The sequence below is a fragment of the Microbacterium capsulatum genome, from assembly GCF_030865425.1.
Classification (GTDB): domain Bacteria; phylum Actinomycetota; class Actinomycetes; order Actinomycetales; family Microbacteriaceae; genus Microbacterium; species Microbacterium capsulatum.
This window is the reverse complement of sequence record NZ_JAVFCB010000014.1, coordinates 1-23,049: the sequence shown is the minus strand read 5'-3', so window position 1 is coordinate 23,049 and position 23,049 is coordinate 1. Positions and strand designations below refer to the sequence as shown.

The window sequence follows — 23,049 nt, the reverse complement described above, 5'->3', positions numbered from 1 at the left end:
CGACGCGCGGATGCAGCACTTTGCGCTCTTCGAAACGCATCCGGGCCGTGAATTGCCGATGAAGTACATGGAAGTCCTAGTAACTAAATGGATGGCCACGTAATCTGGAAGCAGCGTCGACGACGACGCCGAAGAAGGAGCACACGATGGTCCGTGACATCACCCACTTCATCGGGGGAACCCCGACCCCCGGGACGTCCGAGCGCTGGGGGGACGTCTTCGATCCCTCCACCGGATCCGTGCAGGCGCGGGTCCCGCTCGCCTCCGCAGACGAGGTGCGCGCCGCGATCGCGAACGCCGAGGCCGCGCAGCCCGGCTGGGCCGCGACCAACCCGCAGAAGCGCGCCCGGGTGTTCATGCGCTTCCTCGAGCTGATCCGCGACGAGATGGACGACCTCGCCACCCTGCTCTCGCAGGAGCACGGCAAGACCCTCGACGACGCCCGCGGAGACATCCAGCGCGGCGTCGAGGTGATCGAGTTCTGCATCGGCGCCCCGCACCTGCTCAAGGGCGAATACTCCACCGGCGTCGGCACCGGCATCGACGTCTACTCGCTGCGCCAGCCGCTCGGCGTGGTCGCCGGCATCACGCCCTTCAACTTCCCCGCGATGATCCCGCTCTGGCAGATGGGCCCCGCGCTCGCCTCGGGCAACGCGTTCATCCTCAAGCCCAGCGAGCGCGACCCCTCCGTCGGGGTCCGGATCGCCGAGCTGTTCCTCGAGGCCGGCCTGCCCGCCGGTGTCCTCAACGTCGTGCACGGCGACAAGGAGGCCGTGGACACCCTGCTCACCGACCCGCGCGTGCGCGCGATCGGCTTCGTCGGATCCACCCCGATCGCCGAGTACATCTACAGCACCGCGAACGCGCACGGCAAGCGCGCGCAGTGCTTCGGCGGCGCCAAGAACCACCTCGTCGTCATGCCCGACGCCGACCTCGACCAGGCCGCGGACGCCCTCATCGGCGCCGGCTACGGTTCGGCGGGGGAGCGCTGCATGGCGATCTCGGTCGCCGTCCCCGTCGGCGAGGAGACCGCGGACGCGCTCACCGCGAAGCTCGTGGAGCGGATCGCGAAGCTCAAGGTCGGTCCGTCGCTCGAGCCCGGCATGGACTACGGCCCGCTCGTGAACCGCGCGGCCGTCGACCGCGTGACGGGGTACATCGAGGCGGGCATCGACGCGGGCGCCGAGCTCGTCGTCGACGGCCGCGGCTTCACCGTGCCCGGTCACGAGTCCGGCTTCTACCTCGGCCCGACCCTGTTCGATCGGGTCACCACCGACATGTCGATCTACCTCGAGGAGATCTTCGGCCCGGTTCTCGTCGTCGCACGCGCGAAGGACTACGAGGAGGCGCTGCGGATGGCGTCCGAGCACGAGTACGGCAACGGCGTGGGCATCTTCACCCGCGACGGCGACGCCGCCCGCGACTTCGTCGAGCGCGTCAACGTCGGCATGGTCGGTGTGAACGTGCCGATCCCCGTGCCGATCGCGTACTACACGTTCGGCGGCTGGAAGCGCAGCGGCTTCGGCGACCTCAACCAGCACGGCGCCGACGCGTTCCGCTTCTACACGAAGACCAAGACCGTGACCAGCCGGTGGCCCAGCGGGATCCGCGAAGGCGCCAGCTTCGTCATCCCCACGATGCACTGACCGTTCTTCCGGTCGTTGAGCGAGGACGCGCAGCGACCGAGACGAAACGCGGCGAGTCGACGCATCTTCACCGACCGGATCCCACGAGGAGAACCCCATGACCACCGTCACCACCACCACGGAGGAGCGCGCCGCGATCCTCGGCGCCGTCCGCGAGTTCGCCGAGACCGAGCTCGCCCCGTTCGCCGCCGAGCGCGACGAGAAGCACATCTTCCCCCGCGACACCCTGCACCGCGCCGGCGAGCTCGGCCTCGGCGGCATCTACGTCCGCGAGGACTGGGGCGGCACGGGCCTGCGCCGCGTCGACACCGTCGCCATCTTCGAGGAACTCGCGAAGGGCGATCCGACCGTCGCCGCCTACATCTCGATCCACAACATGGTCGTCTGGATGATCGACACCTACGCCACCGACGCCCAGCTCGAGCGCTGGATGCCCGAGCTGACGTCGATGGAGGGTCTCGGCTCCTACTGCCTCACCGAGCCGGGGGCCGGATCCGACGCCGCGGCGCTCGCCACCAGTGCGACCCGTGAGGGCGACGAGTACGTGCTCACCGGGGTCAAGCAGTTCATCTCCGGCGCCGGCGAGGCCGCCGTCTACATCGTCATGGCCCGCACGGGGGCCCCCGGCGCGAAGGGCATCTCCGCCTTCCTCGTCCCCGGCGACGCCGCGGGGCTGAGCTTCGGCGCCCCGGAGAAGAAGATGGGCTGGCACGCCCAGCCCACCCGCCAGGTGATCCTCGACGGGGTGCGGGTGCCCGCGACGAGCCTGCTCGGATCCGAAGGGCAGGGCTTCGCGATCGCCATGAGCGCGCTCAACGGCGGCCGGCTGAACATCGCCGCCTGCTCGATCGGCGGCGCGCAGTGGGCGCTCGACCGGGCCGTGCAGTACGTGCACGAGCGCGAAGCGTTCGGCGAGCCCCTCGCCGAGAAGCAGTCCATCCTGTTCGCGGTCGCCGACATGCGCACGGATCTGCAGGCCGCGCGCCTCATGGTGCACGACGGTGCGCAGGCCGTCGACGAGAAGGCGCCGGACGCCACGATGCGCTGCGCGATGGCCAAGCGGTTCGCGACGGACGCCGGCTTCGACGTCGCGAACAGGGCTCTTCAGTTGCACGGCGGGTACGGGTACCTTCAGGACTACGGGATCGAGAAGGTCGTCCGTGATCTGCGGGTGCATCAGATCCTGGAAGGGACGAACGAGATCATGAGACTCATCGTCGGACGCGAGATGCTGCGCCCCTCCGGATCCGCCTCGATGCGGGGCGCGTCATGACGCGGATCGGGTTCCTCGGGCTCGGGCACATGGGCCTGCCCATGGCGAAGAATCTCATCGCCGCGGGGCACGACGTGGTCGGCTTCGACCTGGTGCCCGCCGCGGTCGAGGCCGCTGGTGCTGCCGGGATCCCCGTCGCGTCGTTCGGCGTGGACGCCGTGGCCGGCGCGGAGGTCGTCATCACGATGTTCCCCGCCGGGAAGCATGTGATCGCCGCCTATCAGGACGGGCTGCTGGCCGCGGCCGAGCCCGGCACGCTGTTCATCGAGTCCTCCACGATCGCGGTCGACGAGGCGCGCACCGCGCATGCCCTGGCGATCGAGGCCGGACATCGCAGCGTCGACGCCCCCGTCTCCGGCGGCGTCGTGGGCGCCGAGAACGCGACGCTCGCGTTCATGGTGGGCGGATCCGACGAGGACTTCGCCGAGGCGCTGCCGCTGCTCGAGGCGATGGGCAAGCGGATCGTGCACTGCGGCGGACCCGGTCTCGGGCAGGCCGCGAAGATCTGCAACAACATGATCCTCGGCGTCTCGCAGATCGTCGTCGCGGAGGCGTTCGTGCTGGCCGAGCGGCTCGGTCTGGAGCACCAGGCGATGTACGACGTGGTGTCGCAGGCATCCGGCCAGTGCTGGTCGCTCACCACGAACTGCCCCGTGCCCGGCCCCGTGCCGACGAGCCCGGCCAACCGCGACTACCAGCCCGGCTTCGCGGGCGCGCTCATGGCCAAGGACCTCGGCCTCGCGGTGCAGGCGATCGAGGGCACCGGCACCGACGCCCGGATGGGCCGGCTCGCGCAGGAGATCTACTCCGCATTCGCCGACGGCCCCGGCGCCGCGCGCGACTTCTCCGGGATCATCACCGACATCCGCGACGCGTCCTGACCGAGCCGGATCCGCCCCGCCGCTGCTGACCGCGAGACCGAACCTGCGTCGCGAGACCGTGCGTCATTTCCTCGGTCTCGCGCCCCCGGTTCGGTCTCACGGCCAGTGACGGGGTGAGCCGGCGCGAGGGATCCATCCCCAGGGGGACGAACCCCTCCGAGGATCCGGGGGATACTGGAGAGGCCACGACGAAGCGGTGAAGGGAAGCATATGGCCGAGTACGAGACGATCCTGACGGAGCAGCGAGGACGCGTCGGCTGGATCACCCTGAACCGGCCCCAGGCGCTCAACGCACTGAACTCCCAGGTCGCCGCGGAGGTCACCGCCGCGGCCACCGCCTTCGACGTCGACGAGGGGATCGGCGCGATCGTGGTCACCGGATCCGAGAAGGCCTTCGCCGCCGGTGCCGACATCAAGGAGATGGAGGCGATGTCCGCCGCGGAGATGACCGCGACCGACCACTTCGGCGCCTGGCGCGACTTCGCCGCCGTGCGCACGCCCGTCATCGCCGCGGTCTCCGGCTTCGCCCTCGGCGGCGGCTGCGAGCTCGCCATGATGTGCGACATCATCCTCGCCGCCGACACGGCCAAGTTCGGCCAGCCCGAGGTCAACCTCGGCGTGATCCCCGGCATGGGCGGCACGCAGCGGCTCATCCGCGCGGTCGGCTACTACAAGGCCGCCGAGCTCATCCTGTCCGGGCGGATCATGGGTGCCGAGGAGGCGGAGCGCGCGGGGCTCGTGTCCCGCATCGTGCCCGCCGCCGACCTGCTCGCCGAGGCCTCGACGCTCGCCGAGTCCATCGCCGCGAAGTCGCTGCCCTCGATCATCTCGGCCAAGGCGACGCTGGACGCCGCCCTGGAGACGACCCTCGCCGTCGGCCTCGACGTGGAGCGGGAGGCGTTCGCCGCGCTGTTCGACACCGCGGACCAGAAGGAGGGCATGGCCGCCTTCCGCGAGAAGCGTCCGCCGCAGTTCGTGAACCGGTGACGGTCATGGTCGACATGCGTCCCGTCGAACCGTCGCTCATCGAGCCCGGCGACGACGGCCTTCCCGATGTCACGGATCTGCGCCTGTCCGAGGAGGACCGGCGCGAGCTCGTCGGCTGGACGATCGCCTGCGCCGAGCGGCTGCTGCCGCTGTTCCAGGAGGAGCGCCCCGACGACGACCGTCCGCGTGAGGCGCTCGCCGCAGCCGAGGCGTTCCTGCGCGGCGAGATCGACATCGACGCCGTCAGGGAGAAGGCGTTCGCCTGCCACGAGGCCGCACGCGAGGCGAAGGATCCGAACGCCGTCGCCGCCGCGCGCGTGTGCGGTCAGGCGGTCGCGGTCGCGCACCTCGCCGGGCACAGCCGTCAGGTGCCGCGGCACACCGCCCGGGCCTTCCCGGGCGACCGCTCGCGCCGCGACGAGGAGCTCGCCTGGCAGCGCATGCACATCCCCGCCCGCTTCGACACCTACGTGTACGACGGGGACTGAGCGCCGTCGTTCCGGTCGTTGAGCGAGCACCGAGCGCAGCGAGGAGCGAGACGAAACGGGGTGACCCGACGCGCGGCTGCGGTCGGTTCGTCGGAGAACGCCGATTCGTCTCGCTGCGCTCGCTCAACGACCGGGGGACGGCCGGGCCTCAGCCGCGCAGCTCGTCCACGGCCTTCGCGATCCGGCGGTCGCGGGTGGTCTCCTGCTTCGCGTCGGCGACCGCGACCGCGATCTCCTTGCGCCGGGTGAAGCTGAGCCCCTCGTAGACCGCGGTGAGGCCGGCGTCGGCGAGAGCCGCGGCGAGTGCCTCAGGCACCTCGACCGTGCGTTCGGCGGTGTCGGCGACGATCACCGCGTCGAACTCGGCGCCGAGTTCCACGCCCATCGCCGAGCGGTTCGCCTTGCTGAAGCCGATGAGGTTCTTGCCGCCCATGCGCGCCAGCCGCAGGCGGGCCGTGCTCGCGCCGATCGTCACGGCGACCGGGAACGCCTTGGCCGTGCTCAGCGCGGCGACCTGCTCGTCGGTGAGGACGATCGCGCCCGCCGGTCCCATGGGCTCGAGGGCGGTGCGGATCCGGAGTTCACTCATCCCGTCAGCCTACGGGCGGGTGGACCGCCGCTCCAGGGTGTCGTTGCGCTGCTCGATCAGGCGGATCAGGTGCCGGCGCATCACGAGCGCGTCGACGATCCGGCCGAGCAGGCCGAACGGCGAGCGGAACTCGATCTCATCCCGTAGGAGCGTGCCGTCCCCGCTCGGCGTGAACGTGTGCCGGTGCCGGAACTCGGCGAACGGCCCGCGGAGCTGCCGGTCCGAGAAGCCGTGCGGCGGGTCCACGTCGAACACGAGCGAGGTCATCCGGAACCGGACACCGAAGTGCCGGGCGTCCCAGGTCACCGTGTCGCCCTCGCGCATCAGGCCGGAGCCGACGCCTCCGACGATCCGCTCGTCGTGCGCCGTCATCGACTCCACATGCACGGCGACGTCCAGCGACAGCGCGAACACGCGCTCGACCGGAGCGGGGATGAGCCGCTCCAGCGCGAACGCCGGCATCAGAGCGGATCCGGCTGCGGGCGCGGATCGGCGAAGTCGCCGGCCGCCTTGCGCATGCGCGCCACGATCGCGACGAGATCGGCGGCGTCCGAGCTGTCGATCCCCGGATCCGTGAACACCTCGTCGTTCAGGGCGTCCGTCGCGCTCTCGACAAGCGCCCGGCCGGTCTCGGTCAGTTCGAGCAGGGCGGCGCGGCCGTCGTGCGGATCCCGGTGCCGGGCGATCAGGCCGTCGCGCACGAGCCGGTCGGCGGTGCTGGAGACGCTCGTCGCGTGCACCTGCAGGCGGGCGACGACGCTGGACAGCGGCAGGGTCCCGGTGCGGCTGAACGCGAGCAGGCGCAGCACCTCGTACCGGGCGAAGGAGAGCGCGAACGGGCGCAGGGCGGCGTCCACACGGGCGAGCAGGAGCTGCTGGGCGCGCATGACCGAGGTGACGACCGACATGCCGTCGGCGGCGTGGGTCCAGCCGTGCGCGAGCCACTGCCGCTTCGCCTCGGCGAGCGGATCGACGGGCAGCGGATGCGGTCGGACCATTCCCCTACGTTACCGATCGGATCGCGGCTCTCCCGGTGCGGCCTGCCGGGCGGTTCCGTCCCGATCCGCGCCCTCTCCGCCCCGATCCGCCGCCGATGTCCCGATCCGCTGACCGATGCGGCGGATTCCTCGGCGGAACGGGACAGGATCCGCGGAACGGGACCGCGTCTGCGCGGTGGAAGGCGACGGCGCCGTGGCTCTCCGCTAGCCGTCGGACCGCGGTGGGAGGGTGGCGTCACGAGCCGTTCGCGGACGACCGGACGGTCGGCTCGGAGGCCCGCGCTGAGGTACGCTGGCACCACGTTATCGCCCGGTAACCGGGCGACGCCTGTGCGGTCGTGCGGCCGCACGGACCCTCGCGTGAGGAGGCTCGATGAAGATCTTCGTCCTGGTGAAAGAGGTGCCCGACACCTACGGGGACCGCAAGCTCGACCTGGTGACGGGTCTCGCCGACCGCGGCGCGGGTGAGGTCGTGTTGGACGAGATCACGGAGCGTGCCCTCGAGGTCGCTCTGAGCCACGCCGACGCACACCCCGGCACGGAGGTCGTGGTGCTGTCGATGGCACCCGAGTCGGCGACCGCGTCGATCCGTCGGGCGCTCGCGATCGGGGCGGGGTCGGCGGTGCACGTCTCCGACGAGGCGCTGCGCGGGGCGGATCTCGGGCTCACCGCTGCGGTGCTCGCGGCGGCCATCCGTCGCGGCGAGCCGGACCTGGTGATCACGGGCAATCTCTCCACGGACGGCTCCGGCGGCATGATGCCGGCGATGCTTGCGGAGCATCTCGGGTTCGCGCTGGCGAGTGCGATGAGCAGTGTCACGATCGGGGAGACCGAGGTCGCGGGCAGTCGGGTGACGGATTTCGGGTCGCAGCGGGTGACGGTGCCGTTGCCGGCGGTGGTGTCGATCACGGAGGCGCTGCCGGACGCGCGGTTCCCCAACTTCAAGGGCATCATGGCGGCGAAGAAGAAGCCGTTGGAGGTGCTGTCCCTCTCCGATCTGGGGGTGGATGTCGATCCGGGCGGGGTGCCGCAGTCGATTCTGACGGCGGTGTCGGAGAAGCCGCCGCGGGCGGCGGGTGTGAAGATCACGGACGAGGGGGACGCGGCCGGGCAGTTGGTCGAGTTCCTCGCGCAGAACAGGCTGGTGTGACATGGCGTACCCGGTGAACCCGATCCTCGTCCTCGTCGATGTCACCCCGACGGGGTCCGCGGCGCCGTCGACGGCGGGCCTGATCGGTGCGGCGGCGCTGCTGGGGTCCCCGGTCGCGGTGGTCGCCGCGCCTGCCGGGACGGCGCAGGCGGCGGTGGATGCGGCCGCGGCCGCGGGGGCGCAGGTCGTGCTGACCGCGGACGTCGACGGCGGGCCGGTCACGGTCCCGGTCGTGGACGCACTGCAGGCCGCGTTCCGGGTGGTGCGCCCGGATGCGGTGCTGGTGTCGAACTCGATCGCGGGGCGTGATGTCGCCGGCCGGCTCGCGGTGCGGGAGCGCCTGGCCCTGTCGGTCGACGCGGTGGGTGTGTCCCGGGACGACCAGGGTGTTGTGGCGCATCACTCGGTGTTCGGGGGTGCGTTTCTGACGGATTCGGCGCCGACGTTCGGTGTCCCGGTGATCACGGTGCGGCAGGGCGCGATCGACGCGCGCGCCGACGCCGTCGATGCGCGGGTGGAGCCGCTGGAGGTGACTGCGTCCGGTGCCCCGGCGGCGACCGGTGAGCCGGTCGAGGCCGTGGAGGCGACGTCGTCGCGTCCGGAGCTGCGGGGTGCGAAGGTCGTCGTGTCCGGGGGGCGGGGTCTGGGATCGAAGGAGAGCTTCTCCCTGGTGGAGGACCTCGCCGACGTGCTCGGTGGTGCGGTCGGCGCGTCCCGGGCGGCGGTCGATGCCGGGTTCATCCCGTACGCGCATCAGGTGGGGCAGACCGGGGTGTCGGTGTCGCCGCAGCTGTATGTCGCGGTGGGGATCTCGGGGGCGATCCAGCATCGTGCGGGGATGCAGACGGCGAAGACGATCGTCGCGATCAACAAGGACCCGGACTCGCCGATCTTCGACGTCGCGGACTTCGGGATCGTCGGGGACCTGTTCACGGTCGTGCCGCAGCTGATCGAACAGCTGCGCGCCCGGAAGGCCTGAGCGTGGTCACGTTGCGACGGGGACTGCCCCGCACCCCAGGCGGCGACCCCTGGCCCCCCGCCGGGGTCATCGAGGCCGGTGCCGCGGCCGGGGTCGTTGAGCGAGCCCCGGCGGAGCCGGAGCGAGACGAAACGCGGTCCCTTGCGGGCGAGGTGTCGGTGTCGCCCGTCGGTGACGGCGTTTCGTCGCCGTCGGCTGCGGCGGCGTCGCTCAACGACCCCGGACGATCCCGATCCGGATCCGTCCTCCGCCGCGGCCTGCCCCGCGTCGCCGGCGGCGAACCCTGGCCCCCGGCCGGGGCAGCCGCCGCGCCCGCGATCACCGCTGCGGCCCCCGCTCCGGTCTCCGAGCCCGTCGAAGGGATGATCCCGCAGACGGCGCAGGTGCTCGACGCGGCCCCGGCCACCGCGACCGCGACCGCGCCGTCCGGCGCAGCCGCCGCAGCACCCGGATCCGCCCTGCGCCGCGGCCTGCCGCGCGTCGCCGGGGGAGACCCGTGGCCCCCGGCCGGGACCGCCGCCGCAGTACCGACCGTCCCGGTGGTCGACCGAGCGGAGCGGGACGACACCCAGCTCGTGACGAGTGCCGCGACCGCCACCGCCGCGGCGACGCCCCCCGGATCCGCCGTCGCGCCCCGCCCCGATGTCTCCGCCCCGCTGCCGTTCACGCGCACGGTGTGGCAGGGCGTCGCGCCGCGGCACGCCGCTGCCGTCGCGCCCGCGCCGTCCCGCCTGCGCCCGACCTGGCCGCAGGCCCTGAGCGGGCTCTTCGCCGCGGCCGGGCTCGCGATCCTCGCCGGCGCCGGGGTCGCGCTGGTGCGCGCGTTCCTCAGCCTGCCGTTCATGCACGACTTCCTCGCCGCGTTCCCGGGCGAGTACCGCCTGCCGGCCGGCACCGCGGTCGGCATCCCGGGCTGGATCGGCTGGCAGCACTTCTTCAACATCTTCCTGATGACGCTGATCATCCGATCCGGCCTGCAGGTGCGCACGCAGAAGCGGCCGACCGTGTTCTGGACCCCGCACAAGGTGGCCAAGGGCAAGATCAGCCTGACGCTGTGGTTCCACCAGGCGCTCGACCTGCTCTGGATCGTGAACGGCGCGATCTTCGTCGTGCTGCTGTTCGCGACCGGCCAGTGGGTGCGGATCGTGCCGACGAGCTGGGAGGTGTTCCCGAACGCCCTCTCGGCCCTGCTGCAGTACGTCTCGTTCGACTGGCCGACCGAGAACGGCTGGGTGAACTACAACAGCCTGCAGCAGCTCGCCTACTTCACGATCGTGTTCCTCGCCGCGCCCGTGGCGATCGTGACCGGCTTCCGGATGTCGAGCGTGTGGCCGAAGAAGGCGGAGAGCCTCTCGAAGGCCTACCCGGTCGAGTGGGCGCGTGCGGTGCACTTCCCGACGATGCTGTTCTTCTCTGCGTTCATCGTCGTGCACGTCGCGCTCGTGTTCCTGACCGGCATGCTCCGCAACCTGAACCACATGTTCGCCTCGCAGGATGCCGTCACCTGGACCGGGTTCTGGGTGTTCGTGCTCGCGATGGTCGTGGTCGCCGTCGGCTGGATCGCGGCCCGCCCGCTCGTGCTCGCCCCGATCGCCAGGCTGTTCGGCAAGGTCTCCGGCCGCTGACGGATCCTGCCGCCGAGAGACCCGTCGACGCCCCCTCGCAACGTCGAGGCCCCCTCTGAGCAGCGTCACCAGGAGGGGGCGCGGACGCTCAGAGGGGGCCTCGACGGGAGGGGTCCGGCTCAGCGGACGAAGCGGACCTCTTCGATGGTCTCGCCGAGGAACGGCTCCTGCTGCGAGGTGCCGTCGAGGGTGAAGCCGTTGCGGACGTAGAAGCGGTGCGCACGGGGGTTGTCCTCGGCGACCCAGAGGTAGCAGGCCTCGTCCGTGGCGACGGCCGCGTCGAAGAGGCGCTGGCCGATGCCGGTGCCGTGCCAGGCGTCCAGCAGGTAGATGAAGTAGAGCTCGCGCTCCGCCGGCGGGTTCTCGTCGCGGGCAGGGCCCGATCCGACGAAGCCGACGATCTCGCCGTCCACGAGAGCCGCGCTCATGCGGTACTCCTCGCCCTGGGAGGCCCAGTGCGTCCACAGCTCGGCGAGGCGCCGGGGGGAGACCGCCTCGAGCACCGCGGTGCTGATGAGGTGGTCGTAGGTCTCGTGCCAGCACTTCGCGTGCACACGGCCGAGCGCTTCGGCGTCCACATCGCGAACGGGTCGGACGGTGACGTTGAGAAGGGCATCGGCGCTCATGTTCGCGACTCTACGCGTGAGGTGCGCTGAGGAGAAATCGAGCGTCACCGGCCTCGTTCCGGGCCTGACACGTCGTGCCGTACCTGTGCGGATCCGACAATCGATCCGCGTCTCCCGTGCCGGATTCATTACGCTCCCCGGTGTGAATGTGATCTGGCGCACCATCCTCGTGATCCTCTCCGCCCGCCGTCGGCTCCGTCGCGGACAGGGCCTCGATCAGACCGCCGTGAGCACGATCCGGCTGACGACGCTGCCCACCGATCTCGACATCCTGTGGCACATGAACAACGGACGGTACCTGTCCCTGTTCGATCTCGGACGCTGGGATCTGCTCATCCGCACCGGCCTGTTCGACGCGATGAAGGAGCGGGGCTGGTACGCGGTGGTGTCCAGCGAGACGGTCACGTTCCGCAAGTCCCTCGAGCTGTGGCAGCGCTTCGACGTCGAGTCGCGCTTCACCGGGCACGACCACAAGGCGATGTTCATGGAGCACCGCGCGGTCGTGGACGGCGAGGTGTACGCGAAGGTGATCGTGCGGGCGCGGATCCTGCGACGTTCCGGCGGGCGGGTCTCGCATGAGGAGTTCTTCGGCGCGCTGGGGCACCCGGGCGACGTGCCCGGCGTCGAGGACTGGATCCACGACTGGGCCGCGGCCTCGGCCCTCCCGCCGACGAAGGCCCCCGCACCGAGCGTCTGGTCGGACTGAGCGGGGCGGGCGAGCCCCGCAGAGGCTGTCGCTGAGGCCCGTGAAGGGCGTGGCACGGAGCCCTGCTCGGCAGACGACGGCATGCTGGGAGGAGGTGGATTCCACGCCCGACCCGACGGGCGCAGCAGAGAGGCGATGCCGATGCCGCAGTGGCTGACCGACGAGGAGACCGAACGGGCCCGCAGGGCCGTCGACCTCGCCCAGCGCTGGATTGAGGAGGCCGCCGAGGCGCACGCGGATCCCGCGGCCGAACGTCTCGCCGCCGTGCTGCAGGATCCGGACGGGCTGCCGTTCACCCTCGGCTTCGTCGACGGCGTGATGCGGCCGGAGAGCCTGGGCGCGGCGGCCGCCAGCCTCAACCGCGTCGCTCCTCTCGTTCCCGGCTTCCTGCCCTGGTATCTCCGCGCCGCCGTGCGCGCAGGCGGCGTCGTCGCCCCCGGCCTGCCCACCCCGACCGTGCCGATCGCGCGGAGGGTGCTGCGGGAGATGGTCGGACACCTCGTCGCCGACGCCCGGCCGGCCAAGCTGGGCCCGACGATCGCGAAGCTCCGCGAGGGCGGCGCGCGTCTGAACCTCAACCTGCTCGGCGAGGCGGTGCTCGGCGAGGCCGAGGCGCTGCGTCGGCTCGACGGGATCCACGAGCTCATCCGTCGCGACGACGTCGACTACGTCTCGGTCAAGGTCTCCGCCGTCGTCAGCCGCATCTCGATGTGGGCCTTCGACGAGGTCGTGGCGAAGGTCGCCGAACGGCTGCTGCCGCTGTATCTGACGGCGGCCGGCCCTTCGGCCGGCTCGGGGGGCGGAACGTTCATCAACCTCGACATGGAGGAGTACCGCGACCTCGACCTCACGATCGCGGTGTTCACCCGGATCCTGGAGGATCCGCGGCTCGAGCACCTCGAGGCCGGGATCGTGCTGCAGGCCTACCTGCCCGACGCGCTGCCCGCGTTGCGCGAGCTCACCGCCTGGGCGCGCGACCGCGTCGACCGCGGCGGCGCCCCGATCAAGGTGCGCATGGTGAAGGGCGCCAACCTCGGGATGGAGCGGGTCGAGGCGGCCATGCACGGCTGGACCCCGGCGCCCTACGACGCCAAGGTCGACACCGACGCGAACTACCTGCGCTGCCTGAACGAGGCGCTGCAGCCCGAGGCGATCCGCGCGGTGCGGATCGGCATCGCCGGGCACAACCTCTTCGACATCGCCTACGCCTGGCTGCTCGCCGGGGACCGCGGGGTGCGGCCCGAGGCGGGATCGCCCGACGCGTCGTCGCCGATCGAGTTCGAGATGCTGCTCGGCATGGCGCAGGGCCAGGTCGAGGCGGTGAGCCGCGCGGTCGGGCACGTGCTGCTCTACGTGCCCGTGGTCCGGCCCGCCGAGTTCGACGTCGCGATCAGCTACCTCGTGCGCCGGCTCGAGGAGAACGCGTCGAGCGAGAACTACCTGTCCGCCGCGTTCCGGCTGCACGACGACCCGGATCTGCTCGACCGCGAGGTCGGGCGGTTCGCCTCCTCTCTCGAGCGCTCCGCGGATCCGTCGCTGCGCCGGTCACCGCGCCGCCGCCAGAACCGGCTCGCCCCGGTGCACGAGTCCGCCGCGCTGCGCGCCGACCCCGACGACGCCGACGGCGCGCTCACCCAGGCGGTGCTCGGCATCTCCGGGCCCGGGCACCAGGACGACACCTACGTCGAGACCGCCGTGTTCGCCATCCGTGAGGACGAGTCCGAGGTCGCCGTCGGGGCGCCCGGCTTCCGAAACGCCGAGGACACCGACCCGGCGCTGCCCGCGAACCGGGAGTGGGCGCGCGGGATCCTCGCCAAGATCCCCGGATCCGTCGCGGGGGAGGGGATCCTGCAGACCGCGCGGATCGAGGATCCCGAGGCGCTGCACAAGGCGATCTCCCGGGTGCGCGCGGCCGCCGCGCTCTGGGGTGCGCGGCCCGCCGCGGAGCGCGCCGAGGTGCTGCTGCGCGCCGCCACCGTGCTGGAGTCGCGCCGCGCCGACCTCATCGAGGTCGCCGCCGCCGAGACCGGCAAGGTCGTCGCGGAGGGCGACGTGGAGGTGAGCGAGGCCGTCGACTTCGCGCGGTACTACGCCGCGAAGGCCCGCGAGCTCGACGCCGTGCCCGGTGCCGCGTTCGTGCCGTCGCGGCTGACCGTGGTCACGCCGCCGTGGAACTTCCCGATCTCGATCCCGGCCGGCGGGGTGCTCGCCGCGCTCGCCGCGGGGTCCGGGGTCGTGTTCAAGCCCGCGCATCAGGCGCGCCGCTCGGGCGCCGTGATCGCCGCCGCCCTCTGGGACGCCGGGATCCCGCGCGACCTGCTCGCCCTCGTCCAGCTCGAGGGGGATCTCGGTCGTGAGCTCATCGCGCACCCGGACGTGGACCGGGTGATCCTCACCGGATCCTGGGACACCGCGGCGATGTTCCGCGGCTGGCGCCCCGACCTGCCGCTGCTCGCCGAGACGAGCGGCAAGAACGCCCTCATCGTCACGCCCTCGGCGGATCTCGATCTCGCCGTCGCCGACCTCGTGAAGAGCGCCTTCGGGCACGCCGGGCAGAAGTGCTCGGCGGCGTCGCTCGCGATCCTCGTCGGCCCGGTCGCCCGATCGCACCGCTTCGCCCGGCAGCTCGTCGACGCGACCCGGTCGATGAAGGTCGGCTGGCCGGCGGATCCGCTCTCCGAGATGGGGCCGGTGATCGAACCCCCGCAGGGCAAGCTGCGCTGGGCGCTCACCGAGCTCGACCGCGACGAGAAGTGGTTGCTCGAGCCGCAGCCGCTCGAGGGGCCGGACGGGCGGCTGTGGACACCGGGGATCCGCACCGGCGTGCAGGCCGGATCCCGGTTCCACCGCGAGGAGTTCTTCGGGCCGGTGCTCGGCATCATGCACGCGCCGTCCCTCGCCCGGGCGATCGAGCTGCAGAACGGCGTCGACTACGGGCTCACCGCGGGGCTGCACACGCAGGATCCGGCCGACCTCGCGCTGTGGCTGCAGCGCGTGCAGGCGGGCAACCTCTACGTGAACCGCGGGATCACCGGCGCGATCGTGCAGCGGCAGCCGTTCGGCGGCTGGAAGCGCTCCTCGGTCGGCACGGGCACGAAGGCCGGCGGCCCGAACTACCTCGTCGGGCTCGGGTCGTGGCGGAGCACCGGCGGTGCCGGCGGATCGACCACGCTGCACCTGCGCGGCCTCGACACCCGGATCACCTCGCTCATCGAGGCGGCCCAGCCCTCGCTCGACTACACCGCGTTCGAGTGGCTGCGCCGCGCCGCGCTCTCCGACGCCCTCGCCTGGGACAAGGAGTTCGGCCGGGTGCGCGATGTGTCGCGGCTCGGCATCGAGCGCAATCTCTTCCGCTACCGATCGGTCCCGGTCGCGGTGCGGGCCACGGGCGAGGCGCCGCTGCGGGAGCTGCTGCGGGTCGCGATCGCCGCGATCCGCGCCGGCGGCGAGTTCATGCTGTCGACGTCGACCGGGCTTCCGGCGGCGGTGCGGCGCGTGCTCGGCGAGACGGAGATCCCGGTGTTCGTGGAGAGCGACGCGGAGTGGATCCAGCGCTTCACGCCCCGCACCACGGAGGACGCCGACGGCGCGGACGAGCCAGCCCAGGAGGCCCCGCCGCGGCCGAACCGGGTGCGCATCGTCGGAACCGCGGACGACGTCGCCACCCTGCATCTCGCGCTCGCCGAGGCGGTGCACGGCGATCCGGACCTCGCGATCCACGCCGGCGAGGTGACCACCGTCGGCCGGATCGAGCTGCTCCCGTTCCTGCACGAGCAGGCGATCGCGATCACGGCGCACCGATACGGCAACCCGGACGACTGGAGCGCGGAGGTGATCTGAGCGGCGCGCACGTCAGAGATGGAAAACGCTGCGCGCGGGACGCACCGGGAGGCGAAAAGCATCTCCGACGTGCGCGGCCGGATCCGGGCGGATGGAAAACGTTGCGCGGAGGACGCGCGCGGCGACGAAAACCATCTTCGACGGACGCCGCGGCGCCGGGGTGTCGTCGCCCGATCGCGCTGATCCTGGCACTGTTCGGCCTCGGATGAGAGAATGGATATCGGCGTGCCCGTGTCGCATCTTCTCCCCGCATCCCCGATGCCCGGATCGAAGGACCGCCGGGCCCGAGGACAGCGTCCGCCGCACCTGCCTTTCGAGGAGCCACCCATGTCGACGCCCGAGACCGCCACCGTGACCGTCCCGGCCCGGACCGCCCACCACCGCCGTTACCTGATGTGCCGCCCCGAGCACTTCACGGTGAACTACAGCATCAACCCGTGGATGGAGCCGGCGAACCCCACCGACACCGCGAAGGCCCTCGCGCAGTGGCAGAAGCTGTACGACCTGTACCTGGAGCTGGGCCACGAGGTCGAGCTCATCGACCCGCTCGACGGCTACCCCGACATGGTCTACACCGCCAACGGCGGCTTCGTGATCGACGGCCGCGCGTACGTCCCGGAGTTCCGCTTCGTAGAGCGCCAGGGCGAGGCGCCCGCGTTCGCCGACTGGTTCCGCGCGAACGGCTTCGACACCGTCATGCCGGAGGAGGTCAACGAGGGCGAGGGCGACTTCCTGCTCGCGGGCGACGTGATCCTCGCCGGGACCGGATTCCGCTCCACGGGCGACAGCCACCGCGAGGTGGGCGAGGTGTTCGGCCGCGAGGTCGTCTCGCTGACCCTCGTCGACCCGCGCTTCTACCACCTGGACACCGCGCTCGCCGTGCTCGACCCGGTCGTCGGCGTGGAGAACGGCGGACCGGCCGCGGCGAACATCGCCTACCTGCCGCACGCCTTCGACGAGGCCTCGCAGCGGATCCTCGCCGAGCGCTTCCCCGACGCGATCCTCGTCTCGGACGAGGACGGCGCCGTGTTCGGCCTGAACTCCGCGAGCGACGGCTACAACGTGATCATCTCGCCGCGCGCGAAGGGCTTCGAGAAGCAGCTGCGCGAGCGCGGCTACAACCCGATCACGGTCGACCTCAGCGAGCTGCTGCTCGGCGGCGGCGGCATCAAGTGCTGCACCCTCGAACTGCGGGGCGCGAAGTGACGGCCGTCCTTCGACAGGCCCAGGGACCGGAGCGGGCCGACGTCGAGCCGCACGTCGCCCGCAACTACCACCCGCTGCCCGTCACGATCGCCCGCGCCGAGGGGTCCTGGGTCACCGACGTCGAGGGCAAGCGCTACCTCGACCTGCTGGCGGCGTACTCCGCGGTGAACTTCGGTCACCGCCACCCGGCGCTCGTCGCCGCGCTCGAGGAGCAGCTCGGCCGGGTCGCGCTGACCAGCCGCGCGTTCCGCAGCGACCGCCTCGAGCCGTTCGCCGCCGCGCTCGCGCGGCTGTGCGGCAAGGATCTGGTCCTGCCGATGAACACCGGCGCCGAGGCCGTCGAGACCGGCATCAAGGTCGCCCGCGCCTGGGGCTACCGGGTCAAGGGCGTCACCCCGAACGCCGCGCGCATCGTCGTCGCGCAGGGCAACTTCCACGGCCGGACCACCACGATCGTCGGCTTCAGCGACGACGAGTCGGCCCGCGACGGGTTCGGCCCGTTCACGCCCGGCTTCGACCCGGTCCCGTACGGCGACGCCGATGCGATCGCCGCGGCGATCACGGACGACACGGTCGCCGTGCTCGTCGAGCCGATCCAGGGCGAGGGCGGGGTCATCATCCCGCCGGAGGGCTACCTGCGCCGGATCCGCGAGATCTGCACCGAGAACAACGTGCTGTTCCTCGCCGACGAGATCCAGTCCGGCCTCGGCCGCGTCGGCGAGACCTTCGCCTGCGACCGGGAGGGCGTCGTGCCCGACCTGTACCTGCTCGGCAAGGCGCTCGGCGGCGGGCTCCTGCCCGTCTCCGCGGTCGTCGGGAACGAGGACGTGCTCGGGGTCATCCGTCCCGGTGAGCACGGATCCACGTTCGGCGGCAACCCGCTCGCCGCGGCCGTCGGACTGCGCGCGGTCGAGATGCTGGAGTCGGGCGAGTTCCAGGAGCGCGCGAAGGCGCTCGGCGCGCATCTGCGCGAGGGCCTCGAGGCCTTCCTCGGCCACGGGGTGACCGCGGTCCGCGTGGCCGGACTCTGGGCCGGCATCGACATCGACCCGGCCCGCGGGACCGGGCGCGAGATCGCGGAGCGGCTGCTCGAGCGCGGCGTCCTCGCGAAGGACACGCACGGTCAGACCATCCGGATCGCGCCGCCCATCGTGGTGCGCGCGACCGAGCTGGACTGGGCGCTGGAGCAGCTCCGGCACGTGCTCGGGGGCTGACGGGATCCGTCTCCGCCCTCCGCGAGAAACCAGTTCCTCCGCGAGAAACCAGTTCCCGCGCGAGAAACCAGGCCCGGCGGTGTTTCTCACGCAGGAAGTGGTTTCTCGCGTTGGGGGAGAGGGGGGGAGGCGAGAGCGGAGGGCAGGCGTCAGAGTGCGTCGAGCCCCGCGCGGTGCGCCTCCCACTCCTCGACCAGCTGCGGCATGCGGCGGGCCATGAAGCGGAAGAAGTCAGCCATCTCGGTGGCGCGGGCGCGGGCGGCGTCGTCGTCCGAGTGCTCGGCACCGATCGCCTCGATGTGCGCGGCCAGGCTGTCGTAGATCGGGCCGTTGTTCGTCATCAGGCCGTACCACGTGTCCGGGACGATGAGGTAGTGGTCGCGTCGGCGATCGGGCCGGGCGACCCGGCGGATCACCTGGATCGTCTGCAGGTAGCGCACCGCGCCCGAGACGGCGGCGGGGCTGATCCCGAGCCGCTCGGCGAGCTCCGCGGCGGAGTAGCCGTCCGCGGGGGCGGCGATGAGCGCCATCAGCACGCGACCGGGCATGCGGGGGAACCCGACGCCCGCGATCATCGCGGCGGCTTCCTCCGCGGCGTCGATGCCGCGATGCGGACGCGGCACGGGATCCGGATCCTTCGTCATCGGCCATCCTTCCTGTTCCATCATCGCGGCTTCGCCACTGCCGCCCCTCACAGAGACACCGCCGGGTTCCCGCGAGAAACCATTTGCCGTGCGAGACACCTGCCCTGTGATGGTGTCTCGCGCCGGGAGTGGTTTCTCGCGGATCCGGGCGGCCATCCCGCGCACCCGGTCAGGACGACGTCTGCAGCTGCCGGCGACGCATCAGCACGAGCGATGCCACGGCACCCACCGCGACCACGAGCACGAGCCACCACGTTCCGCGCAGGTCCGCGGTCCCGTTGGACACGATCGGGGTGACCGCGAACGGCGAGAACCGCGTCGTCCACTCCGGCAGCCCGAACAGCGGGCCGAAGAGGCCGAACATCGTGGCCAGGAGCAGGAGCGACCAGGCGACGGCGATGGTCCCGCGGGGGATCAGCACGAACACGAGCGCGGTCACGACCGTGAACACGCACGCGGCGAGCCCCTGTCCGAGCCCGACCACCATCACGACCTTCGACAGGGACGACGCGTGCGCGTTCCCGGAGAGCCCGCCGAGTGCGGCGAGCATCGCGGCGGCCACGATGATCGCGATCGCGAAGGTCGCGACGAGCAGGTAGTCGAGCAGCCAGCGCACCCGGCCGACCGGACGCGACAGCACGTTCTCCGCCGTGCCGTGCGCCTCCTCCTGACGCGCCCGCGCGAGGATCTGCACCGCGGCGCACGCGGCGAGGATCCCCATCATCGTGAAGAACACCGACACGACCGTCTCCTCGAGGTTGCCCGCCTTGCCGATCTTGTCGAGGATCTGCTGGACCGCGGGGTTCTGCCCGGAGATCTGCCCGGCGAGCCCCGAGAGCTTGGTCGCGAGGACGCCGGTGAGCGCCCCGCCCACGGCCCAGCCGATGATGGCGCCGTTCGTCAGCCGCCACACGAGCGCGTGCGGCGAGGAGAGCGCCGGCCGTGCATGGGTCCGTCCGGGGCGGGCGGGGATGAAGCCCTCGCCGATGTCGCGCACCGACTGCAGGGCCACCGCGGCGACCGCGAGGACCAGCCCGAAGACGAGCCCGAGCAGGGCGGGTCCGGCGTCGTTCGCGTCGTACGGGCGCGCCTGCTCGGCCCAGCCGAACGGCGAGAGCCAGACGAGCCCCGAGCTCGTGATCCGGGTGAGGTCGTTGCTCGGGGTGCCCGCGACGTTGCCGATCCCGTTGACGAGGAACGTGCCGACGAGGATCCAGACGGTGAGCGCGTTGGCCCCGCGCGAGGTGCGCATGAGCTGTGCGGCGATCAGGCCGATTCCGAGGAACGCGATGCCGGTCGTCGCGGAGGTCGCGCCCATCAGCCAGGATCCGGCGGGGTCGAGCTTCGATCCGATCAGAGCCAGTGCCACGAGCACACCCAGGATCACGTTGGCGCCCACGCCGTGGATGATCGTCGCGACGGTGGGGAGTGCGCGCCCGGCGGGCGTGGCTGCGACGAGCTCGGACCGCCCGGCCTCCTCGTCGCCGCGGGTGTGCCGGACGGCGAGGAACGTGCTCATCAGACCGGCGAGCATCGTCAGCCAGGGCAGGATCTCGAACGACAGGAACTGCCCCTCCGAGGCGCCGGACGGGAGCCCGCGGAACATCATGATGACGGGGTTCGCCATGACCGCGGCGAGGACCTGGACGCGGTCGGTGGTCGTCGCGTAGGACTGGGTCACGCCCGCGTAGCCGGCGTAGGCCATGAGCACGGTCGCGAGGATCCACAGGAGCACCTGCAGCCAGTCGCGCCGCAGGCGCTGGCGGAGCAGGACGCTCATCTCGACTCCTTCACGGCGACGCGCCGCGACGCGCGGGTGTCGCCTTCCTCCTCGGCGGCGCGGAGGGCGGCGAGGTCGTCGCCGTAGTGCCGCAGGAACAGCTCCTCGAGCGAGGGCGGCTCGATCCGCAGGCCCGACACGTTGCGCTGGGCGAGGACCGGGAGCACGGAGGGGATCGCGTCGCTGTCGACGGTGAACCGGGCGCGGCCCTCGTCGATCGACCCGTCGTGCGCCTCGGGGATCCCGGCGAGCACGGAGCCGTCGGTCGCCTCGAACGACACCTCGGTGCGGGTGAGGTGGCGCAGCTCCGCGAGCGTGCCGGACTCGACGATCCGCCCGGCGCGGATGATGCTCACCCGGTCGCAGAGGAGCTCGACCTCGGAGAGGATGTGGCTGGACAGCAGGACGGTCGCGCCGTCACGACGCAGCCGCTGGATCTCGTCGCGGAACACCACCTCCATGAGCGGGTCGAGGCCGCTCGTCGGCTCGTCGAGGATGTAGAGGTCGGCGGGGACGGCGAACGCGGCGATGAGGGCGACCTTCTGCCGGTTGCCCTTCGAGTAGGCGCGGCCCTTCTTGCGCGGATCGAACTGGAAGGCGGCCATCAGCCGCTCCCGCTCGGCGCGGTAGGCGGGATCCTTCGTCTTCGCCCCGCGCAGGCGCGCGAGGAAGTCGATCGACTCCCCGCCGGAGAGGTTGGGCCAGACGCTGACGTCGCCGGGCACGTAGGCGACGCGGCGGTGGATCTGCACGGCGGAGTGCCAGGGCTCCTCGCCGAAGACCGTGGCCGAGCCGCCGGTCTTGCGGGCGAGCCCCAGCAGGATCCGGATGGTGGTGGACTTGCCGGCGCCGTTCGGGCCCAGGAAGCCGTGCACCTGACCCGCGTCGACACGGAGGTCAAGCCCGTCGAGCGCATGCACGCGGCCGTAGTGCTTGGTGAGGCCGTCGGTGCGGATGATCGTGTTCATGGCGGCGATGCTACGCCGATTTCACAAATTCGTGAAGTAAGTGAAGCGCATGGGTTCCGTGAGGATCCCGTGAGGAGACCTTCTTGTCGCTTTGGGGCGCCTTCTGTCGTTTTGGGGCGTCAGATGTGCCGAATTCCTGCCGGGGCGCGCCCCAAAACATCGAACTGCGCCTCGAAACCGGGCAGCGCCGGGAGAGTGAGGGCGGATCAGGCCCCGACGGTCACGGTGATCGTGTGCCAGCCGGTCGCCCCGTCCGGGGCCGGCGGGGCGACGGTGCCGGTCTGGGTCGTGCCGTCCTTGCCGATCGCCCGGCAGCGGATCTGGTGATGGCCGGCGGTGGCGTGCCAGGGCAGCCGCCACTGCACCCAGGTGTCGTCGGAGATCGCCGCCGCAAGCTCGGCGGCCTGCCACGGTCCGTTGTCGACCTGGACCTCGACGGCCGAGACCCCGACGTGCGGCTGCCACGCGACGCCGGCGATGATCGTGTCGCCGGCGGTCACGGACCGGTTCCCGCCCGGCACGTCGATCCGGGACTCGAGCTTGATCGGACCGCGCGCGGACCAGCCCCGCGACGTCCAGTAGGCGGTCGCCTTGTCGAACCGGGTGACCTCGAGATCCGTGACCCACTTGGTCGCCGAGACGTAGCCGTAGAGCCCGGGCACCACCATCCGGACCGGGAAGCCGTGCTCCTCGGGGAGGGGCAGGCCGTTCATGCCGATCGCGAGCAGGGCGTTCCGGTCGTCGGTGAGCGTCTCCAGCGGGGTGCCCGCGGTGAAGCCGTCGACGGAGGTGGACAGCACCATGTCGGCGTCGGCGGACGGGTGCGCCTGCGCGAGCAGCTCGCGGATCGGGTAGCCCAGCCAGACCGCATTGCCCACGAGGTCTCCGCCGACCTCGTTCGACACGCAGGACAGGGTCGCGGCGGCCTCGACGAGCGGCAGCGCGAGCAGCTGGTCCCAGGTCAGCGTGACCTCGTTCTCGACCATGCCATGGATGCGCAGCCGCCACGAGGACGGATCGATCGACGGCACGACGAGTGCGGTGTCGATGCGGTAGAAGTCGGCGTTCGGCGTGATCACGGGTGTGAGGCCCGGTGCGCCGCTCAGCGACGCGCCTGCCGGGATCGCCGGAGCCGGGGTGGCCGGGGACGGCAGTCGCAGCGCCCGGCGCGCGGCCCCGGCGGCGACGGATCCGGCCCGACCTGCGGCGGCGAAACCGGTCGCGAGCACGCCGATGACCGCGCTCGCGGCGGCCCAGGCGAGGAAGCGGCGGCGCGACGGCCCGGACGGGGCCGGTGCGGCGGACTGCCGGGTCGACGAGAGCGGCGGAGGCTCGGAGGGCAACGGGCCGGAGGGCAACGGGCCGGACAGCGGCGGCGCGGCAGCGGGCGGCGGCGTGGCGGCGGGCGGCGGCGCGGCAGCGGGCGGCGGCGTGGCGGCGGGCGGCGGC

At 71.9% G+C, this 23,049-nt stretch carries 20 protein-coding genes; 12 read left to right on the top strand and 8 right to left on the bottom strand.

Annotated features, from left to right (window positions below):
• The first annotated feature begins 146 nt into the window (after positions 1-146).
• The 5 genes from RBR11_RS17580 to RBR11_RS17560 all read left to right on the top strand — a co-directional run bounded on the left by RBR11_RS17580 (position 147) and on the right by RBR11_RS17560 (position 5,275).
• Positions 147-1,646 carry a CoA-acylating methylmalonate-semialdehyde dehydrogenase gene (locus RBR11_RS17580; protein ID WP_308490684.1) on the top strand — a complete coding sequence of 500 codons (1,500 nt, stop codon included), beginning with the start codon at positions 147-149 and terminating at the stop codon, positions 1,644-1,646.
• 97 nt (positions 1,647-1,743) lie between these two features.
• Positions 1,744-2,919 (top strand): acyl-CoA dehydrogenase family protein, encoded by a 1,176-nt coding sequence (locus RBR11_RS17575; protein WP_308490683.1) that lies wholly within the window; start codon positions 1,744-1,746, stop codon positions 2,917-2,919.
• The gene (mmsB, locus tag RBR11_RS17570) at positions 2,916-3,800 is read left to right on the top strand and encodes a 3-hydroxyisobutyrate dehydrogenase (RefSeq protein ID WP_308490682.1); all 885 of its coding nucleotides are present in this window, start codon (positions 2,916-2,918) and stop codon (positions 3,798-3,800) included. Before RBR11_RS17575 ends, mmsB begins: the two co-directional genes overlap by 4 nt.
• Positions 3,801-4,010: 210 nt before the next feature.
• Positions 4,011-4,787: an enoyl-CoA hydratase-related protein gene (locus tag RBR11_RS17565; RefSeq protein WP_308490681.1), complete on the top strand. Its 777-nt coding sequence runs from the start codon at positions 4,011-4,013 to the stop codon at positions 4,785-4,787.
• Positions 4,788-4,792: 5 nt separating this feature from the next.
• Positions 4,793-5,275, top strand: coding sequence for a putative immunity protein (locus tag RBR11_RS17560; RefSeq protein ID WP_308490680.1), 483 nt, complete (start codon positions 4,793-4,795; stop codon positions 5,273-5,275).
• A gap of 148 nt (positions 5,276-5,423) precedes the next feature.
• Here RBR11_RS17560 and RBR11_RS17555 read toward each other — a convergent pair whose 3' ends face one another.
• Genes RBR11_RS17555 through RBR11_RS17545 form a run of 3 tightly spaced genes read right to left on the bottom strand, consistent with a single transcriptional unit; the run spans position 5,424 to position 6,862 of the window.
• Positions 5,424-5,864: a YdeI/OmpD-associated family protein gene (locus RBR11_RS17555; protein ID WP_308490679.1), complete on the bottom strand. Its 441-nt coding sequence runs from the start codon at positions 5,862-5,864 to the stop codon at positions 5,424-5,426.
• 9 nt (positions 5,865-5,873) lie between these two features.
• Positions 5,874-6,326, bottom strand: coding sequence for an SRPBCC family protein (locus RBR11_RS17550; RefSeq protein WP_308490678.1), 453 nt, complete (start codon positions 6,324-6,326; stop codon positions 5,874-5,876).
• The gene (locus RBR11_RS17545) at positions 6,326-6,862 is read right to left on the bottom strand and encodes a MarR family winged helix-turn-helix transcriptional regulator (protein WP_308490677.1); all 537 of its coding nucleotides are present in this window, start codon (positions 6,860-6,862) and stop codon (positions 6,326-6,328) included. The genes RBR11_RS17550 and RBR11_RS17545 overlap by 1 nt, the downstream gene beginning before the upstream one ends.
• Before the next feature lie 373 nt (positions 6,863-7,235).
• Here RBR11_RS17545 and RBR11_RS17540 point away from each other — a divergent pair, with 373 nt between their 5' ends.
• The 3 genes from RBR11_RS17540 to RBR11_RS17530 all read left to right on the top strand — a co-directional run bounded on the left by RBR11_RS17540 (position 7,236) and on the right by RBR11_RS17530 (position 10,616).
• Positions 7,236-8,012 carry an electron transfer flavoprotein subunit beta/FixA family protein gene (locus tag RBR11_RS17540; protein WP_308490676.1) on the top strand — a complete coding sequence of 259 codons (777 nt, stop codon included), beginning with the start codon at positions 7,236-7,238 and terminating at the stop codon, positions 8,010-8,012.
• A 1-nt stretch (position 8,013) separates the two neighbouring features.
• Complete coding sequence (locus RBR11_RS17535; protein WP_308490675.1) at positions 8,014-8,991, top strand: electron transfer flavoprotein subunit alpha/FixB family protein; 978 nt, start codon at positions 8,014-8,016, stop codon at positions 8,989-8,991.
• A 158-nt stretch (positions 8,992-9,149) separates the two neighbouring features.
• Positions 9,150-10,616: a cytochrome b/b6 domain-containing protein gene (locus tag RBR11_RS17530; RefSeq protein ID WP_308490674.1), complete on the top strand. Its 1,467-nt coding sequence runs from the start codon at positions 9,150-9,152 to the stop codon at positions 10,614-10,616.
• A 119-nt stretch (positions 10,617-10,735) separates the two neighbouring features.
• On the opposite strand, the gene RBR11_RS17525 is transcribed toward RBR11_RS17530, so the two are convergent.
• A complete protein-coding gene (locus RBR11_RS17525; RefSeq protein WP_308490673.1) occupies positions 10,736-11,242 on the bottom strand; it encodes a GNAT family N-acetyltransferase in 507 nt (168 codons plus the stop codon).
• A gap of 142 nt (positions 11,243-11,384) precedes the next feature.
• On the opposite strand from RBR11_RS17525, the gene RBR11_RS17520 reads away from it, so the two are divergent.
• From RBR11_RS17520 to rocD, 4 genes are all read left to right on the top strand, one after another.
• Positions 11,385-11,948 carry an acyl-CoA thioesterase gene (locus RBR11_RS17520; RefSeq protein WP_308490672.1) on the top strand — a complete coding sequence of 188 codons (564 nt, stop codon included), beginning with the start codon at positions 11,385-11,387 and terminating at the stop codon, positions 11,946-11,948.
• A gap of 141 nt (positions 11,949-12,089) precedes the next feature.
• Complete coding sequence (locus RBR11_RS17515; protein ID WP_308490671.1) at positions 12,090-15,788, top strand: proline dehydrogenase family protein; 3,699 nt, start codon at positions 12,090-12,092, stop codon at positions 15,786-15,788.
• Between the two features lie 327 nt (positions 15,789-16,115).
• The gene (gene ddaH, locus RBR11_RS17510; RefSeq protein ID WP_308490670.1) at positions 16,116-16,994 is read left to right on the top strand and encodes a dimethylargininase; all 879 of its coding nucleotides are present in this window, start codon (positions 16,116-16,118) and stop codon (positions 16,992-16,994) included.
• Entirely contained in the window at positions 16,991-18,208 is a 1,218-nt protein-coding gene (gene rocD, locus RBR11_RS17505; protein ID WP_308490669.1) for an ornithine--oxo-acid transaminase, read from the top strand. The genes ddaH and rocD overlap by 4 nt, the downstream gene beginning before the upstream one ends.
• A gap of 149 nt (positions 18,209-18,357) precedes the next feature.
• Here the strand turns inward: rocD and RBR11_RS17500 are convergent, their stop codons facing one another.
• From RBR11_RS17500 to RBR11_RS17485, 4 genes are all read right to left on the bottom strand, one after another.
• Entirely contained in the window at positions 18,358-18,852 is a 495-nt protein-coding gene (locus RBR11_RS17500) for a GbsR/MarR family transcriptional regulator (RefSeq protein WP_308490668.1), read from the bottom strand.
• A gap of 169 nt (positions 18,853-19,021) precedes the next feature.
• On the bottom strand, positions 19,022-20,632 hold the full coding sequence (locus RBR11_RS17495) for an ABC transporter permease (RefSeq protein ID WP_308490667.1): 1,611 nt from the start codon (positions 20,630-20,632) through the stop codon (positions 19,022-19,024).
• Positions 20,629-21,600 (bottom strand): ABC transporter ATP-binding protein, encoded by a 972-nt coding sequence (locus tag RBR11_RS17490; RefSeq protein ID WP_308490666.1) that lies wholly within the window; start codon positions 21,598-21,600, stop codon positions 20,629-20,631. Before RBR11_RS17490 ends, RBR11_RS17495 begins: the two co-directional genes overlap by 4 nt.
• Positions 21,601-21,806: 206 nt before the next feature.
• Positions 21,807-23,049 (bottom strand): molybdopterin-dependent oxidoreductase (locus tag RBR11_RS17485; protein WP_308490665.1); only part of this gene is annotated, 1,243 nt, incomplete at its 5' end.